Below are 17710 nucleotides of genomic sequence, written 5' to 3'. Positions count from 1 at the left end.
ATATACGATCAATATAATTTAAATGTTAGACTCATCTAACTTTAAAATTTGAACTTTTTAATACCAATAGCTAAATTTTGACAAATTTTGAAGGGATGGGGTCGTTAACGGAAGAAAACTATATTAAATCCATTTATAGTCTATCGCTTGAAGCCGGTGAAGTGACTGTTTCAGAGTTGGCAAAAAAGCTTAATGTCAAGCTTCCAACAGTCAACAGTATGATCAAAAAATTGGCCGCAAAAAAGGTGGTCAGCTATGCGCCCTACCAGGGTATCAAGATGACAGAGAAAGGAAAAAAGGAAGCTTTGTCCATCATTCGGAAACATAGGCTAGCAGAGCTATTCCTTGTGAAGGTAATGGGATTGGGCTGGGAAGAAGTGCATGACATCGCCGAACAACTTGAACACGTTGAGTCAGAACGTTTTTATAACCGCATCGATGAAATGTTGGGGAAACCGAAAGTAGATCCGCACGGCGAACCTATTCCAGATGTCAATGGAAAAATACATTCAAAGAATCGTCTGGCCGTTAGTCAAATGAAAGAAGGGACATCTGGAAAAATCAGCGCAGTAAGCAACGATGAAAAATCTTTCCTTGACCATCTCAACGCGAAGGGAATACAAATTGGAGATCTCATCACCCTAAAGAAAAGAGAATCCTTTGATGGCTCAGTACTTATTATCACGAAAGCGAAAAAGGAAACGATGCTTACCCACCAGGTCGCGGAACGTATTTGGGTGGAAAGCTGATGCCGCTGTCTTCAATACTCCTCTCCCATCGTCGCATAAGTCCGGTTCGAACACGCAACCTTTTTTAGAGAGTTGCTAATACCGCTCATTCACAAATTCAATCCATCCGCTTTCAAACTCGGACTCGCTCACCTGTAACACTTTTTCGATGTCTGCATATGATGTTATCATGAGCGGCAATTTATCCGCTCCCCATCGGTCAACGATATACTCAATCAGCGTATAGCCCACGTTATAAATTTGGTTGCCGTCTTTTAAAGACTTTAACGTGGGGTTGCCCCTCATTCCGTATTTGACACTAATGCAATTTACAATGCCTGCCTCGTAGTCACATATCGACTCCCAGAACCACTGCGGATATTCTTTGCTGAACTTTTCTTCGAATACTTTATCAAAATCTGCCAGTGCCTGCAACGTCGATTGCTTTTGTTCCTGCTGAATAAGGATATTCAACTGCACACAATGCGTAAATTCATGTACCGCTGTTTTCAGCGGGTCATCTGGCAAAACGCTATTAAACCAGGTTGTCCACAGGACGTGAAACGCATTTGGCCCCCTGCTGGTGCCCGTCACGGACGAATGTCTTAAACCAGTGGCTGTGGAAAAATCTGATTGAGTTGGATGAATAAAAACATGGATGATTTCATGTGCAGGGTCATTCAATTTTTTCCTTATCCTGTCATAGTGGTGTTCAAGATGATTCAACAACTCACTGGCTTCATTCGTGTAAATGCCGTGATAGGTGACTACGAAATGATCGGATCGTAATTCATGCAAGTCATCTGTAACGAACAAACTTCTGTAAATCCGGGCACCCAAGTACACTGCAAGGCATCCCCAGAGCACCGAAAGGACAATCTTAATTTTTCTCATAACGGAACATGATATACCGAACAATTACACAACCGATTTCACATTACTAGCATATTGGAATAGTTACAAAGAATGGGCCAGTCAGCTAAAGCAGCGCAATCGCATACTTTTCTCAAACGTGAGTTCAATCCTGCAATTGCGCGTCCGTAATTGAACGCTTATGGTGCAATCATTTTCGTTTATTACGCGTTACCAATGCTACCGCGATCACGCCAGCTACAAAGAAGCTAAGTGCCAGCGCAAAAATGCCATGCGTTAAAAAATAACTGATGAGTGCCCCGAGCGAAGCACCGACGGAAAAGAAGAACGTTCCGTACACTGCAGAAGCCATGCCTGCTGTATCGCCCATCGGCTCCAATGCAAGTGAACTACTGTTTGGCTCGATTGCCAAATTCAAAGACATCAATACTGAAATGACCACAAAAAACACAACCATGTCTGGCGGATCTTGCGTGACGAATACTACGACCAACAATCCTGCAGCAATAACAGTATAGATGATCAACAATGTTTGCACGGTTCTACGCGCGCCAAACTTCGACGATAGATACGAATTGGTAAATGAACAGAACGACATCAACAATCCCATCCCGCCGAATATCCATGGGAACAAATGAGGTCTTGCATATATTTCGCCGACGATATGTTCAGAGCTCGAAATGTAGGCGCTCAACACCGTGAATAGTAATGTGGCCACCAGCGTGTATCGCAAAAATGTTCTATTCGCGAGTACATGGAGTACCGATTGTTTGATACTCGTCCAACGTAAGGGTACGCGTTTTTCAGGCGGTAGTGATTCCTCCAATCGAAGTGACCAAAAGAAAACGATTACGGCAAAGATCGGTGGTGCTAGAAACACAACCTGCCATGTTGAAACACTCAGGATAGCAACTCCTAAAAATGGCGCTGCTACAGGCGTGAACAAAAATATGGTGAAGATCAATGACATGATACGCGCCATTTCATCGCCTACATAACGATCGCGGACGCCAGCAATGGTCGTCATAAAAACAGCAGACGCCCCTACGCCGCTGATAAAACGAGCAATAAACATTACAGTTAATGTCGGCGCAAATGCAGCTGCGATTCCGCCGACGATATACAACGGGAAGCCTAGGCGCAATGTAGCAAGGCGGCCCCAGCTATCCGATAGTGCACCGAATAGTATCTGCGCAATCTGCCCCATAAAGAAAAATGAAATGATCTGCGCCGCGGCTGTTGAATCTGGGGCAAGTCCAAAGTGACGTCTCACTTCCCCAAAAGCAGGAAGCATGACATCGATCCCTAGTGCGGTCAACATCATTGTGCACGCCGACAACGAGATAAACTCGAACGAGTGCATTTTCAGTATTGCTTGCGGACGCTGGATTTGCTTCTCCATGAATGACTTCCTATGAAATTAAAAATTCCGCGGAAGATAGTCATGAATTATTGAAGGGCGTACGAAGAAGATTAGAAAAATATCGATATGCAAACGGCCCTGCTTCTAACTTCGGAATCTCAAATACAAAGTTTGAGGGTTAGTGTGAGAGAACTACCTTATTCAGAAGAATGACCTCATATTCAAACTCACGCGCAAACTCTTCCTTCTTCACTTCGGAATTGAAATGCAAAGTTTAAGTTTGAGGGTGAGCGTGAGGGAAAGAACTGCCCTACTCAAAGAAAGACCTTAATACTCAAACTCACACTCTTCCTCCTGCACTTCGGAATTTAAATGCAAAGTTTGAGGGATAGATAGCGTAGCTATAACAGAAAAAAGACTGACAATCATGCCAGCCTTTTTTCTGAATCAAATTCTTCTACTTCTCTATCAACAATTTCTCAGTTCGAAGGGTATTACCTTGATGAATTCTCAGTAAGTATAACCCCTGCGGAACATCATGAATATTAATCGTTGCCGAATTGCCCGACGATGTTGATACGCGCTTAATTTCTACTCCGCTGACACTTACGAAATGGATGTCAGCAGGGCCATCTTGATTGAAAAAAACTGTTATTTCTTCTTTCGCAGGATTGGGATAACTTTTAACAGGTACTTCCTCATTCAATTTCTCATGAGAGATGTCTGTCGCCTCACGACACGCCGTTGTCTTTTGGATGCTCACCGAAAATGGTGTGCTGCCATTATTACCTTCTGCAACGACATAGTAAGTACCTGCGGGCAACGTCGGTTTCATTGGCGTTCCGTCTACGAGTACAAGATGATAACCAGAGTCATGCTCATAGTCTTCTTCCCATGAGTACAGCTGTTCTTCCATAAATGCACCCGCACTATTCAATAACACCAAACGCATATTATTTTGTGCGAGATCTGTCCAAATAGAAACTTGAGACGAAGAAGCTAGTGTGAATTTAAAATAAAGATCTTCTGAAGGGCCACCATATTCGTTGCCATATCCAGCAGGATTAATTGGCCCTGAATAATATGGCGAACATCCATTAAGCGTAACAACACGAGGACTGTTAAAAGTACTTCCTGGCGACCCTGTCACGTTAACTGTGATCATCTTGAAAAGATAACATCCCTCTGCCGTTGTTGCTTTAACATTGTAGGTTGTCGTAAAAGCAGGTGACGCGATAACACTTGCTCCGGTTGTTGAACTTAGTCCAGTTGAAGGCGACCATGTATAGGTAACACCACTACCAAATGCTTGCAACGTAGTTGACGTACCGGAAACGATCGTCACATTTGAAGCCGATGTCGTAAAAATCGGATATGCTTGTAGGTATACCGGTAAATAATTTGTTGAGTTCGGTCCGTTACTCTCGCTCACAATATAATAGACTCCCGGCTGAACATTAAAAACCTGTTCATAACCAACATCGCATGTATTCAAGAGCGTACCACCTGCTACCAAGTTACCGGAAGCGTCGAGCAGATCAATCAAGCCAGTCACACCATCGGTCTTGCAATTGGCGAGTGAGATATGTGCAGGTTCCGTAAGATTGAATCGATAAAAAACGTCGTCGGTACTATTTCCATACTCGTTACCATACCCGTATTCAGGAAAATTGCGTGCTTCATTGTAGTAAGTACTACAAATACTAAAATCGCCAATGTTGATCGGATTATTCATCGTGGAGCCTGTCCTAACGATGGAAACCGCAATGGTGTTACTCGTTGATGTTAATGCACTAGAGGTAACGACACGTCGATAATATGTTGTAAACTGAATCGCTGGCGGATCGTAATTTTTTCCGGTTGCGCCAGCGATATTTAAAAAGGTATTAGGTGTACCTAAACTCGATTGCCATTGGTAGGTAAAGGTTCCGTTTCCACCAGTTGGCGTCGATCCATTTAATACCGCCGGGTTACCTGTATCTGGAAAGGAAGTAGCCCCCGAGTTAGAAATCGAATTATTATCCAATGGCGGCGTATTTACGGTCACCGTAAATGATTTGTTTGGCGCCCATGGTCCCGCAACGGTTAAGATGATCTTATCATTCGACCGTAGTGTTGAGCCGCTTGTCGAGGTCCCAGCGCCAGCCGTTACCGACACCGTGTACTGCTTTGTAACCATGTTCTCATTAGCAGCGAAATCCGCGCTCGTTATCGTCTCGATGTTTGAGATCGGTGTACAGCCGCAGGTCGAGAAACCGCTGGGCATCCTAAATAATTGAAATTGAAAATTAACAGGTAGGAATTCGCCCGGGCCACCAGTAGGATTAAGATTTCTTCCTGCAGTAACTGTGTATGTTATCGTCCTTGTTTGACCGACATTCATTACCACCTTGCCACCGCTTAAGTCTGAAGTATTGATTTGCCAATCAACATAGTTCTCAGATTGTGAAAAAACTTTGTCGGGCAATACGCATAGCGCTACTAACAATGTAAAAAGTTTTCCAAGTAATTGTTTTCTCATATTATACATTTCTATTTTAATGAATATCAATGCTATTAGGTATGCGACACATTGAACTTAGCCACAATCGAAATGGATATTTTTTGTGCCTAGTTCAATGAATTTGAATCAAGCCGTTAATGATTGCTTAACGACACCATGCATATTGCGCTTACAACGGAATGATCACAACGCTTTTACTTATAACAAAGTAATGCAGTTGTCTTGACGATTACAGCGGATATCTGATTATGAAATTATTACGAAAGCGAGAATAAGAGATAACAATAGACTACCACTCTGAGAACTGCCAAAATCTGCATACTCACACTCTTCCTTTACTTCGGAATTGAAATGCAAAGTTTGAGGTTGAGAGTCAGTGTGAAGGCGAGAAACACTACCTATTCGGACAAGGACCTCAATACTCGAACTCACGCTCACTCTCTCTTCCTCTCCTACATCCCCGGCGGCATCGTCTTCTTATAAAACTTCTTCAGCGGTATTGGCGCATTAAAGCGATAGCCAAGCTCAACACCAACATACTGGTAGATCTGACTAATATCAGTATCATCTAAAACTCCGGATCGTGCTTCAACATCATAGCGAAGTCCTGCATAAAATCTTGTCGAATGATAGCCGATGCCAAATTTGTGATCTAAATAAAATACAACATCGGGTCGCGACTTCACACGCGCGTCAAGTGATTCCAAGGATTTATAAAAGCACAAATCGAATGAAGTAAATGTAACTGTCGAGAGATAGACTTTCCGCAAGAAGACAAGGTTTGCTCCTATCCCTGGCGCTAATCGAATCGACGTCATTCGTAAGGCACGGGCATTTCCGAATTTTTCGTAATACAATTGTTGCTGTGGCCGCAATATCGCGGTATCACCAAACAGTTGTTGATAGTAGACGCCAGTCTTTAATAAAAACGACCCATGACTTTTCACTTGCCGCTGCGAAAAGTTTATCGGCGCAACGTAGGAATAGCGTCGCCAGTTAAAATTCCAAAGCCCTTCAAATTGAAACTCTTTTGTCACCAGATCAGGTCGAAGAATATAGTCACCATTGATGGTCATGTGTTGCTGAACATCGGTAAAGCCGCGTATGCGGATATACTTGAATTGAAAATTGAAAGCGCGACCACTATACTTGATCGTTGCTGTACGATACCGACTCGGGGTATAGCCATCGCGCAGGTGCATACCCGAATTCGTGAGAAATGCAAAACCAGCCGCCACGTACCGATAACTAGCAGAAAATCCAACGACATTGGAAATACTCGTACGAAATTTCGACGATGGACTAACTGGCGCATCAGTGTATTTCGCAGGACTAATATTGACATGAATGACTGGCGAGAAAATATGCATGCCCACTGACAGATAATTGGGATACACCTTTACATACGCGGAGTCCGGTGGGTTCGCTTTAATCCTCAGATTCGGCATGTACTTCTTGTAAAACTTATCGGGATGTAGCAAGACGTGTTCAGGCTCGGATCGGGTAGAGTCTTTTTGAGCGTACGCAAATGAGCCGCTAATACAGCAACATAGAATCAAAAGTCGTAATCTGTGGAACATAGATCTGAAACCTATGCCTGCTCGTTAAATTAATGTGCCTGATCATTACACTTCGCAACCGTTTAATAGGGCTGCTTTCTAAAAAGCGTTGGTCATGAAAAGAAATGTCAAAGCTCTGGAAAGAAGACTCATCCGGACAAAACATGTTGATTTTATGTCGACCGCACAGATCATTGGATCTCACCAGAAAAAGGGGAGTGTTTTACTTCGTTCGTGCATGCTCTCGCACCTTTCAATTCGAATCTTGAAATGGCAAAAAAAGATAAAAATCATTTACACTTCCCTGTATTGAAAGGTCATCTCCAATTCTTCTTCGAATTCCTTTCCGGCATCAAGAATGTCGTCATCACCTTCATGGTAGCACCATTCTACTTGCGCGCCTGGGATGTCTTTCAACAAATCAAGGATGTTGTAGATTATCTTAGAGGTTGCTGAATTGAAGTAGTTCAGCTTGAACGTAAAGAGCGTCGACGGATTAGGTTGTTTAGCGTACTCGTTAAGCCACTCCATAACAGAACTGTAAAATGCATTTGCATCCTCAAGGATTGATCGACCTGAGATTTCAAAGATTCCATCACGCTTATTCAGCATGACTTCTGGGGTATCTTGCGTGGCTTCGAGAAGTAGAATATTCATAGCTTTTTTACTCGAACGATATATTCGAATGACCTTGCAAAGTAACATCGCTGAATGTTTATCAGCAATGGACAAATCGCTTATCAGATTGTAACTACCTGATAATGAAATTACGAGACCTGACAAAGTTCCGACGACCTGCCGATTTGTTCTTTGGTTGGATAAAGTGAAATAGGTTAAGGCCACGTACCATGTCAACATCGAACAGGACTTGTCCATTATCGGTCGAATACTGTTTTCCTATATTTGTTAAGATTATCACCATCAGAATGTTACCATTGGCACCCAGCTTGTAACAGCACCCCCGTAACCCGCTCACTATGTTTTTAAAAACCTTCATCCGAACGCTTCGAAAGAATACGTTTTTTTCACTGCTCAACATTGTTGGACTCGCGCTCGGCATGAGCGTATTCCTATTGGTGGCGCTCTATGTGCAATTCGAAAAGAGTTACGAATCATTCAACCCAAACGCTACAACGACCTATCGCATAACACTTGAAACATACCTCAACAACGAGCGCGTGTTTTCAAGCGCAGAAAATTATCCAGAAGTAGCCAACGTAATCAAGGAGCTGCCGGAAGTTGAAGATGTGACCAGACTGTATAACCTGGGTTACAAGAATAATGTCATTATCACCAACGAAGAGGCAACCCCACAACCCATTGCATTCAAGCAACGAAAATTTCTATACGCAGATTCTTCGTTTTTGAGTCTTATGGGGTATACCTTGTCGGCAGGTGATATTAATACTGCACTGTCTGAACCTCACTCCACAGTGCTTACAAAACAAAGTGCCGAGCGTTACTTTGGAAAAGAAAATCCCATCGGCAAGATGTTGCGCATGCGCGATGACGATGGCAACGATGAACTTGTGCGTGTAACGGGTGTCGTAAACGAAACACCGCTCAATACACATTTAAAATTCGACATCTTATTCTCTTATAAAACATTGTTTGCCAGAACGGCCAATAACGCCACCGTTGCGTCTACCACAGCGCGATTCGATCACAGCTGGGGACGTAATGATATGTACACCTACGTAAGACTTGTACGCGGAACCGATGTCGCTGATTTTGAAAGCAAACTGGCAGACTTGGAACGAAACACAAATCCAGAAGCCAAACAAAGTGGTGAGCGTAATGTGCTGAAGTTGCAACCGCTCAACGACATACACCTCACCAGCAAGCTCACCGACGAAGCGGAACCTAACAGCGACGAACGTATCGTATCATTTTCTGCGTTGATCGGGCTCTTTGTACTGGCCATTGCTTTTATCAACTACATCAATCTTTCTACAGCACAGGCAATGGAGCGCGCACGTGAAGTTGGCGTAAGGAAAATTATGGGTGCTGTCAAACGTCAACTGATATTGCAGTTCTTGACAGAAGCTGCATGTGTAAACCTCGCGAGCTTACTACTTGCGTATGCCCTCATCGGACTTGCACTTCCATTGTTTAATACTATCGCAGGCCTGCCACTTACCATTCACTTCTTGATACAACCGTGGTTCATAAGCCTGTTGCTCATCTTGTGGGTAAGCGGCACTTTGCTCTCTGGTTTTTACCCCGCGCTGGTACTCTCGTCATTCCACCCGATGTCTATTGTTAAAGGTAGAATGAAAAACAGTATTCGCGGTGTGATGATGCGCAAGTCGTTAGTCGTATTTCAATTCATGGCATCCGTCGCGCTCATTGCAGGAACATTGATCGTATTCCGGCAACTCGATCATATGCTGAAGAAAGATCTTGGCATGAATATGAGCCAGGTACTTGTAGTAGAGCGCCCAAGTATCGGACCTCGACAAGACGGATTCATCAGTGCCTTTGAACAATTCAGGAATACGGTGAAGGGGCATTCAGCTATAGAATCGTTAAGCATGTCGGGAACTGTGCCCGGCAAGCAACGCGAATACAAGGTGAGTCTGAAACGCTATGGTGCCTCGGATGATCAACTCATTACTACGCGGATAAACAGCATGGATTATGAATTCATGGACGTTTACCAAATGAAAATATTAGCAGGCCGCGTTTTCTCAGAGGCCTATCCGAAGGATCGTGATACCGCTGTTGTCATTACCGAATCTGCATCACGATTGTTGGGATTTGCTACCCCGCAGGATGCCATTGGCCAAACCCTAACCATTCCGGATTGGACAAGTCCAATTGTTGTTGGTGTTGTTAACGACTACCACCAAGTTTCTTTAAAAAGTAAAATGGACCCGGCGTTATTTTACTGCGACGTCACAGAAGGAGAATATTATTCGATGCGCATCAATGGCACCGCTGTCGATGATGCTGTCCGCACCGTGGAAGCAGCCTGGAAGAAATCATTTCCCGGCAACCCTTTCGAGTATTTCTTTCTCGACGATTATTTCAACAGTCAGTATAAAAATGAACAGCGCTTTGGAATGCTGTTCACAACATTCTCGGTGCTGGCATTGATTATCGGATGCCTTGGCTTACTTGGACTTTCGGCTTACACAACTATTCAACGCACAAAAGAGATTGGTATTCGCAAAGTATTAGGCTCAAGTGAAACAGGAATTTTCTCATTACTATCGATGGAATACATCAAACTTATTGGCATCGCCAGTCTATTAGCAATACCCATCGTTTATTTCTTGATGCATCAGTGGATTGAAAATTTCCCTTACCGCACCACGATCTCTCCTGTCGTGTTCATGATCGCAGGAAGTGCTGTATTGATTATCGCTTTGCTCACCGTAAGTATTCAAACCATTCGTGCTGCGCGTGCAAATCCGGTGAAGGCATTGAGGAGTGAGTAGATCGAAGTTGACTTGTGTCTGTATCAAACGAAAAAGCTCATCGCACCCGATGAGCTTTTTGACTTTAATTTTCTGAGATTCGATAACCGAGATAGAGAATCGATTCTTATTTATTCCTTGACAAACCTAACAGCGCGCGTGCCCACTTTTATGAGGTAGACGCCAGGTGTGAGATTTGCAACGTCTTCGGTTAACACATTCTTTCCTACTTGGAGTTGATTAAGGTTGTTTCTTTTTATTACACCAATTACTGAAATGATCTGTAAGGATTCATGGGTTTCTACTTCGCTTAAAAACTCTACAGTAATTTGCTCTCTAGCAGGGTTAGGAAATACCTTTATTGCTTCATCATTATCATCTGCTTCGTTGGGCGCGCGATTAAAGAAAGCTGCATCCCATACATTAGCACCTGCAACGCGTCCATTCGTATACGTTGCAAAAGCCTTTCGCACCTCTTCAGGACAAACAATCAATCCGTCAACATCAAACCCATCGGCATTACTTTCAAAGTATTCTTTATTACTAAAATCTTTTATCCGAATAAATTTTACATGTTGAAAACTTTCTGTAATCACAGAGCTGATATCAACGAAGGAAGTACGGCAGTAACTATCGGGTAAACTTTTCCATGTTGTTCCATCGGATACTTCAATGACTACCGTCTCGGGATAATTGAATGTATTACCGCCTGCAAAACATTTTTCATCAGCACGGCCAAAGCTCGTTTCGACCAATATAAAATCCGGATCGTAACCATTATTATCATATAGCGGATCGGAAAGTTCTAACGTAATGCTTCCACCGAAACCTAATGAAACAAAGTTGTAGGTATCGTTGTCTTGTGGAGCGCCTAAGGCAAGCTGCGCATTACTTCGAATGGCTTCGACAACTTTGCCTTGTTTTGTTCTTCCTTGTATGAAGTTCGACACGGTGAACGCAAAGCAATAGGGTGAACTTATCGCAAATGAAACGGAGTCGGGCACTGCGGGATGATAGAAGGTATTGCCGGGCTGCAAAGCAATAATGGTGGCTGTACCTGGCTGAAGGAGCGTAACCACATTGCCCTCGATTGAAACAAAAGCTTCACTGCCAGGCGCGATTGCATAAGCAACCGGTAAACCCGAAGTAGCTGTCGCTGCTAAGCTGAAAGGTGCATCGCCAAAGGTCTTGTCTGGGACGGGAGGGAAATTGATCACTTGGTTCATCTGGTTCCCATCTACCTTGACAACCCAGTAGTCGAGTCCACCGCGAGAAGGTTGGGTTTTGTCGCCATCTTGACCAGAATCAGAAGAACCTCCCACTACAAAACCTGCATCAAATGTCGGAATCATTGCAGCGATAAGGTCGTTCATTGAACCGCCAAAACGTTTGTCCCAAATCTTTTGTCCGCTACCATCTATCTTCACAATCCAATAATCATCTCCTCCCCATGAGGGTTGGCCCTTATCTCCGTTCTGACCAGAATTAGAAGAACCGCCCAGCAGATAGCCACCATCTAAAGTCGCAAGAAGGAGTTGTAGATTATCAGTACCTGAACCACCAAATCGTTTGTCCCATTGTTTGTTTCCGTTGGCATCTACTTTCACAATCCAGTAGTCATCACCACCTTGTGAAGGTTGGCTTTTATCTCCACCCTGTGCGGAATTAGAAGACCCTCCCAGTAAATAGCCTCCATCAGATGTGCTTAGCAATCTACTTAACACGTCTGAGCCAGATCCGCCAAAACTTTTCTCCCATAGCAGGTCGCCGTTACTTTCTGTTTTATTTATCCAGTAATCAACAGTCGGACCTTCATCATTACTGAGTGCAAAACGTCCACCGGTTAGAAAACCGCCTTCAGCAGTGACAATCATAGTGTTTAAAATATTATAGTTTTGCTCGACGCGTTCCCACACGAGAACGCCGTCAGCATCTATCTTAACCAACCAAATAACATAATCGTCTTCTTCAGTCGCGCTGTAAGAAAAACCAGCTAACACAAATCCATTATCAGCAGTACTAACGACAGATGTTAGTGATTCATGCCAACCATTATCATAACGTTCATTCCATATTACGTTCCCATTGGCATCTATTTTAATGACGATGTAGTCATCATGCCCATCCAGCCAACCACTGCCAAACAATAGAAAACCGTTATCAGTCGTATTGACGATTGAGGTTAACTTGTCAAGGCCAATGTCGCCAAAACTCTTATCCCATACTTTGTTGCCGCTGGCGTCGATTCTCACCACCCAAAAATCTAATGGCCACCAGGTACCCGGTGGCTGTGGTTGACTTTTGTCACCATTCTGATCAGAGCGGGAAGTTCCGCCAAGCAAATACCCGCCATCAGGAGTAGCAACTACCGCGCTTAACAAATCTTCAGCTGTTCCTCCAAAACGTTTATCCCAAAACTTATTTTGGGCGACGACAGAAAACATCGTTAGACAAAGTACCATGCAAAGGATAGAGCTTGTGCGCAAGCGCACCGATGGTAATGGACGATAAAATGTTTTTAACTGATGTCCATCGACTGTAGCAGATCGGCCGGAATGCACGCGCCGTATATTCCGACGTTGATGTATTGCGAGCAATACAGACGAAATCACCGATGTGACTCGTGGAGGTTTTGAAAAGTATAACATGTTAGAGGGTTTTGCTGAAGTAACAAAAAGCGATAAACAGGATCAACAGGTAAAAACACCTATTTTTAAGCGCGCTGTAAATGCAATAAGATAGGATCAAGACCAGAAGATTGTTCCAAAACCCGCACTTTTCTTTCAGTCTAAAGTTTTAGGTTTTAAGCGCTAGCGGTTGGATTCTTGAAGCTTAAACCTGAAACTTGAACTATTCCAATCGAAGGCTCTTCACCGGATTCGCCCATGCGGCCCTGATCGTTTGATAACTAACCGTAAGCAAAGTGATCACCAGTGCACCGGCGCATGAGAACGCGAAGATCCACCACGACAACTCGGTGCGATAGTCAAATTTCACGAGCCATGCGTCCAGGAAATAATACGCAATCGGAACGGCGATGCAACAAGCCACTACAACCAGTATGGCAAAATCACGCGAGAGCATTCGCCAGAGACTAAAAATTGATGCGCCGATCACTTTACGGATGCCAATTTCTTTTGCGCGACGTTCTGCCACGAACGACGCGAGTCCAGATAGTCCAAGGCAACTGATCAGGATCGCTAGCACGGAAAACAACAACGACAAAACGCCGATCCTTTCTTCCGAAGCAAACTTTGTCGCGAATTCCTGATCGACAAACTTGTAGTCGAGGGGTACAGAGGGAATCACCTTCGCGAACACCGCTTGTACTTTTGGCAGCGCTTCATGGATATCCACTTTTGGATCGATGCGGAATGTGATCCAGTTCGGACCGCCCTTGAGGAAATACACGGCGGGCACTGGAGGATCATAAGGTGACTTCACAATCTGATCTTTAATTACACCGACAATCGTAAAATCGCTACGGCCCTTTGTCCACCACGACTGCCATTTAACCACTTCACCAATCGGGTCATCAAAGCCGAACATCTTCGCCGCCGATTCATTGATCACAAACGCTGATGAGTCACTGGCTTTATCAGCAGATAGATTACGCCCCTTTACAAATTCCCATCCTACAATACTAGCATAGTCGGCGGATACCGTAAACGTTGCTAACTCAGCAATGAGCGACGGGTCTTTCCCTTCCCAATCGAAACCACCATTCGAATTCCAGATGTCCGTAGCCGGGCTCGATGATGTAGACACGCCCGTAACGACACCCGTATTCTTCAACTCAGTCTTCAATACATCATACTTAGCGTAGAAGTCACTGGACACCATCTGCACCATCATCAATCCATTCCGGTCATAACCTACAGGACGATCCTTAGCAAACTGCACCTGCTTGTACACAATCACTGTTCCAATAATCAAAGTCACTGAAACCGTAAATTGCACGACGACAAGTATTTTCCTTGGAAGCGATACAAGCTTTCCAAAACCCAGTGAGCCTTTGAGCACCTGAACCGAATTAAATGATGAGAGATAAAACGCAGGATAAGTTCCTGCAAGCATCGCCGTAATGAATACAAATCCTGCGATGGCCATCCAGAACCTGGGTTCGTGCCACGGCATTTCGATTTGCTTCATTGCTAGATGATTGAATCCATTAAGCGCCACCGATACGATCGCCAGCGCCACCATTGAAGCGATAAGCACAACAAGGAAAGATTCTATTAGACGCTGTTCCTTGAGTTTATTCCACTGCCAGTAGTAGTTATTCAAGGGTGCACATAGATTATTATTCGTTGCACCTCCGGTCTGATTTCATGCTGAACCCTAGTAACAACACCACGATTATATCTAACATTCTGCTGTACAAACTCAAGGGAAATCTCCTCTCCCAGGCAAGGCGTTTTGGGCAACCGAAACTCGCCCCAAAAAGAAAATTCAAACTGACGCTCTTGAATTTGCTTTGATCTCGAAGTTGGATAATCGTCTTGCATATGAATGTAAATGACATGAACGCAGTCATTCACCTCGTGCGGTCTATTCTCCATCGACCAAGCATCGCCATGTATGAATGATAGATGATGGGCAAAACTTTGTTTCGGGCCATTCTTGTCTTCGCATATCTTGGAAATGTCAGGCACTATGATGTCACCCTCCGCATCAAATTCTCGATCAAAAGAACTTAGATATCTTAGTATTGATTCGTTTTAGAACTGGATATCAGCTCCAATCGAGCCTTGAACAGCATGAGCGAACGTAACGCAAGGTGGTAATTTGAATTGAGTTTGAGATCTCAACTTAGACTTTAATGTCGTCAACTCATGAGGCTTTCAATGTCTGCTTCATTATGGAGTCGTTGTCCACTTCAATCTTTTTGCTACGGCGAATCCAAAATATCATTATATGACTAGAACGTTTGATCCGATCCATCGTCTAAGCCGAGAGTATCCATTATCAAGGAATCAAGATGAGGCTGGAAATAGCAAGCGTCGAGTCCGATGTCATGCAAAGCATGGAATATTCAGCGGCATTTACGTTCTTGTAGCTGTGACTAGCGCACGAGCTATTTCTGGAAACAATGTAGGCCGAAATTGCAACTGCAAAATATTTATCGACATTGTCAAACACTGCGGTTTTTGTAGTTCAATACAGTTGCGCAAAATCTTTGAATAGTACTTCGGAAATATTTCTGCTAAAAACAGTCCGAAAATTGTAAAACTGGTGAGTAAAGTGGAGAATCAAAAATCTACTCACCAGTGAATTCCATACGATTTCAATATCCTTAACCGTTGTTCCTAAATTTGTATCGTTGTTCAAAAAGCGATTTTTCAGAACTCACGACAACGCCAAAGTCGCATGTTGGAGTTTGACTAGGTTTTAATGGAAATTACTACAGGCCAACGATTCTACGACTAACCTTATTTTACAACTGTTGCCTCAAACTCGATCTTAAGAGTTTCAAAAAGGCTTTTAACCTCAATAAAGGTTAATGCCTGCTTAATCTCATTTTTTGATATCCATGATTGAAAAACTTCGAAGTGCGGCCAAAATTCTTCCGTTGATGTGCAATACACGGTTAGCCTTACGATGTTATTTAACTCGAACCCAGCCTTTGCAATTACAGTTTCGAGATTGGCAAGAGCTTGCGCTACTTGTGTTTTCATGTCTGCGTCACTAGACGTGCCGTCCTCTAGTACAGCAGCTTGACCTGACACGTATAATGTACTCGTGGCATTTTTTACTTCTACTGCCTGCACATAGCTTCGTGCATCCTGCCAGGTCCAGGGGTTAATGATTCTTTTTTCCATTTTGATTTTGTTTCGTTGACAACGTGATCGTTGCTCTTGATATGAAGCAAAGTTGAGGAATGAACCACTAATAGCTTTGTGATATATGTCACATATTTAGAACAGTGATGAAGATCACACTAGTCCGGAATTAAGAATTGAAACGACTAAGGGTTTCGCGCGAAACCCCCAGGTAAGATGCCAGCAACGTTTTTGGAACACGCTGGAAGAGTGCTGGATATCGCTTAAGCAATCTCTCGTACCTGTCTTTTGCGCTTGATGTTATAAACGATAAAATCCTTTGCTGAGAGGCGATGTGTCCCCGATTAGCTTTCTCAAGAAAAAAATGCTCAATTTTATGAGATCCAGCACATAGCGTTTGATAGTCCTCCAGTGAAATGCAGAGTACTTCAGTCTCTTCGAGGCATTGTAGGGACATTGTCGCTTTTGTTTTCGAAAAAAATGCAAAATAGTCGCTCTCCCACCAATCTTCCATCGCAAATGACACGACGTGCTGCTTGCCTTGTTCGTCATCAAATGTCAGCATGATAAGCCCTGACGCAACGAAGTAAACATATGGAACATCATCTCCTTGTCGAAAAAGAAATTGTTTCTTGCTAAATTTTTTAGGTCGAAACTTTGACGCAATAAATTCAAATTCTGCATCAGTCAGGGGTAATACGTTTTCAATATGCGTTCTCAGTATTGGATACACAAGATAAAGATAAAAGTATCCAAGATTCATTTTAAGGTTCCATTAGTCATATTGCATGACTCAGAGCAAAGAATCAACCAAACCAACTTCTTCTGCTCAACCGGGGTGTCATTGGTAAACTTACCTCCTCTTTGCGAAGAACTTGACTCCTTCATTACTGATTCGCAATCATGACGGTCGCGTGTTAAAATTCATTATTGATAGAAAATCTCAACGGATGAAAAACGTATGTTCACATTAGAATTGCAGTCAAAGAAAGTGGTGAGTCGACGGTGAGTAAGTTAAAAAGCAATTTACCTGCTCCTCTAACAATAATTGCTGGTAGTAATCAGATTCATTTTCTACTTAATGACGTCTCAAGTTTCTGTCGTAGCACAATCATGTCGTCACCAATTTTTTTGTCAATTATCCTTGCATAGTGCTGCGTTGTCTTGATACTTTTGTGACCGAGCATTTTACTGACTGTCTCCAAAGGGACACCATTCGTTAGCGTTACCGTGGTTGCAAATGTATGCCTCGCGCAATAGCTCAATTAAATCCAGATATTTATTAAATGATTTTACATCTTCTGTTTTTCCGACAAGCCTGCCTTTTGCTGAATTCCATTTTTCAGGTATACATTGGTACCTGGCTGGTTTTTTAGAACAGGTTAAAATTAGAGTTTTTAACTTTAACCATCTGAAAAAGCGTTATGAAAAAAACAAGATTCACAGAAGCACAGATCATTGGGATCTTAAACGAGCAGG

13 protein-coding genes are annotated in these 17710 nt (G+C 43.3%); 3 read left to right on the top strand and 10 right to left on the bottom strand.

Annotated features, from left to right (window positions below; all coding sequences use genetic code 11):
• Nucleotides 1-77: 77 nt before the first annotated feature.
• Nucleotides 78-749 (top strand): metal-dependent transcriptional regulator, encoded by a 672-nt coding sequence (locus tag DQQ10_RS26305; protein ID WP_133259772.1) that lies wholly within the window; start codon nucleotides 78-80, stop codon nucleotides 747-749.
• A gap of 75 nt (nucleotides 750-824) precedes the next feature.
• On the opposite strand, the gene DQQ10_RS26300 is transcribed toward DQQ10_RS26305, so the two are convergent.
• From DQQ10_RS26300 to DQQ10_RS26280, 5 genes are all read right to left on the bottom strand, one after another.
• Entirely contained in the window at nucleotides 825-1622 is a 798-nt protein-coding gene (locus tag DQQ10_RS26300) for a hypothetical protein (RefSeq protein ID WP_112749936.1), read from the bottom strand.
• 169 nt (nucleotides 1623-1791) lie between these two features.
• Entirely contained in the window at nucleotides 1792-3003 is a 1212-nt protein-coding gene (locus DQQ10_RS26295) for an MFS transporter (RefSeq protein WP_245970551.1), read from the bottom strand.
• A 418-nt stretch (nucleotides 3004-3421) separates the two neighbouring features.
• Nucleotides 3422-5485, bottom strand: coding sequence for a T9SS type A sorting domain-containing protein (locus DQQ10_RS26290; RefSeq protein ID WP_112749935.1), 2064 nt, complete (start codon nucleotides 5483-5485; stop codon nucleotides 3422-3424).
• Nucleotides 5486-5919: 434 nt separating this feature from the next.
• The gene (locus DQQ10_RS26285) at nucleotides 5920-6915 is read right to left on the bottom strand and encodes a DUF4421 family protein (RefSeq protein WP_165824135.1); all 996 of its coding nucleotides are present in this window, start codon (nucleotides 6913-6915) and stop codon (nucleotides 5920-5922) included.
• Between the two features lie 405 nt (nucleotides 6916-7320).
• Nucleotides 7321-7683 carry a DUF1987 domain-containing protein gene (locus DQQ10_RS26280; RefSeq protein WP_112749964.1) on the bottom strand — a complete coding sequence of 121 codons (363 nt, stop codon included), beginning with the start codon at nucleotides 7681-7683 and terminating at the stop codon, nucleotides 7321-7323.
• Nucleotides 7684-8003: 320 nt separating this feature from the next.
• On the opposite strand from DQQ10_RS26280, the gene DQQ10_RS26270 reads away from it, so the two are divergent.
• Entirely contained in the window at nucleotides 8004-10469 is a 2466-nt protein-coding gene (locus tag DQQ10_RS26270; RefSeq protein ID WP_112749932.1) for an ABC transporter permease, read from the top strand.
• Nucleotides 10470-10579: 110 nt separating this feature from the next.
• On the opposite strand, the gene DQQ10_RS26265 is transcribed toward DQQ10_RS26270, so the two are convergent.
• The 5 genes from DQQ10_RS26265 to DQQ10_RS26240 form a co-directional block, all read right to left on the bottom strand.
• Complete coding sequence (locus DQQ10_RS26265) at nucleotides 10580-12910, bottom strand: T9SS type A sorting domain-containing protein (RefSeq protein ID WP_165824134.1); 2331 nt, start codon at nucleotides 12908-12910, stop codon at nucleotides 10580-10582.
• A 388-nt stretch (nucleotides 12911-13298) separates the two neighbouring features.
• Nucleotides 13299-14735: an ABC transporter permease gene (locus DQQ10_RS26260; RefSeq protein ID WP_133259771.1), complete on the bottom strand. Its 1437-nt coding sequence runs from the start codon at nucleotides 14733-14735 to the stop codon at nucleotides 13299-13301.
• 1145 nt (nucleotides 14736-15880) lie between these two features.
• Nucleotides 15881-16270: a RidA family protein gene (locus DQQ10_RS26250; protein ID WP_112749928.1), complete on the bottom strand. Its 390-nt coding sequence runs from the start codon at nucleotides 16268-16270 to the stop codon at nucleotides 15881-15883.
• 130 nt (nucleotides 16271-16400) lie between these two features.
• Entirely contained in the window at nucleotides 16401-16994 is a 594-nt protein-coding gene (locus DQQ10_RS26245) for a Crp/Fnr family transcriptional regulator (protein ID WP_245970550.1), read from the bottom strand.
• A 304-nt stretch (nucleotides 16995-17298) separates the two neighbouring features.
• Nucleotides 17299-17436 (bottom strand): hypothetical protein, encoded by a 138-nt coding sequence (locus DQQ10_RS26240; protein WP_317047970.1) that lies wholly within the window; start codon nucleotides 17434-17436, stop codon nucleotides 17299-17301.
• A gap of 35 nt (nucleotides 17437-17471) precedes the next feature.
• Here DQQ10_RS26240 and DQQ10_RS28165 point away from each other — a divergent pair.
• Nucleotides 17472-17710: hypothetical protein (locus tag DQQ10_RS28165; protein ID WP_221409802.1), on the top strand; the 239-nt coding region annotated here is incomplete at its 3' end.

Origin of the sequence: Pseudochryseolinea flava, assembly GCF_003286915.1 — a bacterium.
Classification (GTDB): domain Bacteria; phylum Bacteroidota; class Bacteroidia; order Cytophagales; family Cyclobacteriaceae; genus Ohtaekwangia; species Ohtaekwangia flava.
This window is presented reverse-complemented; position numbering and strand designations above follow the sequence as displayed.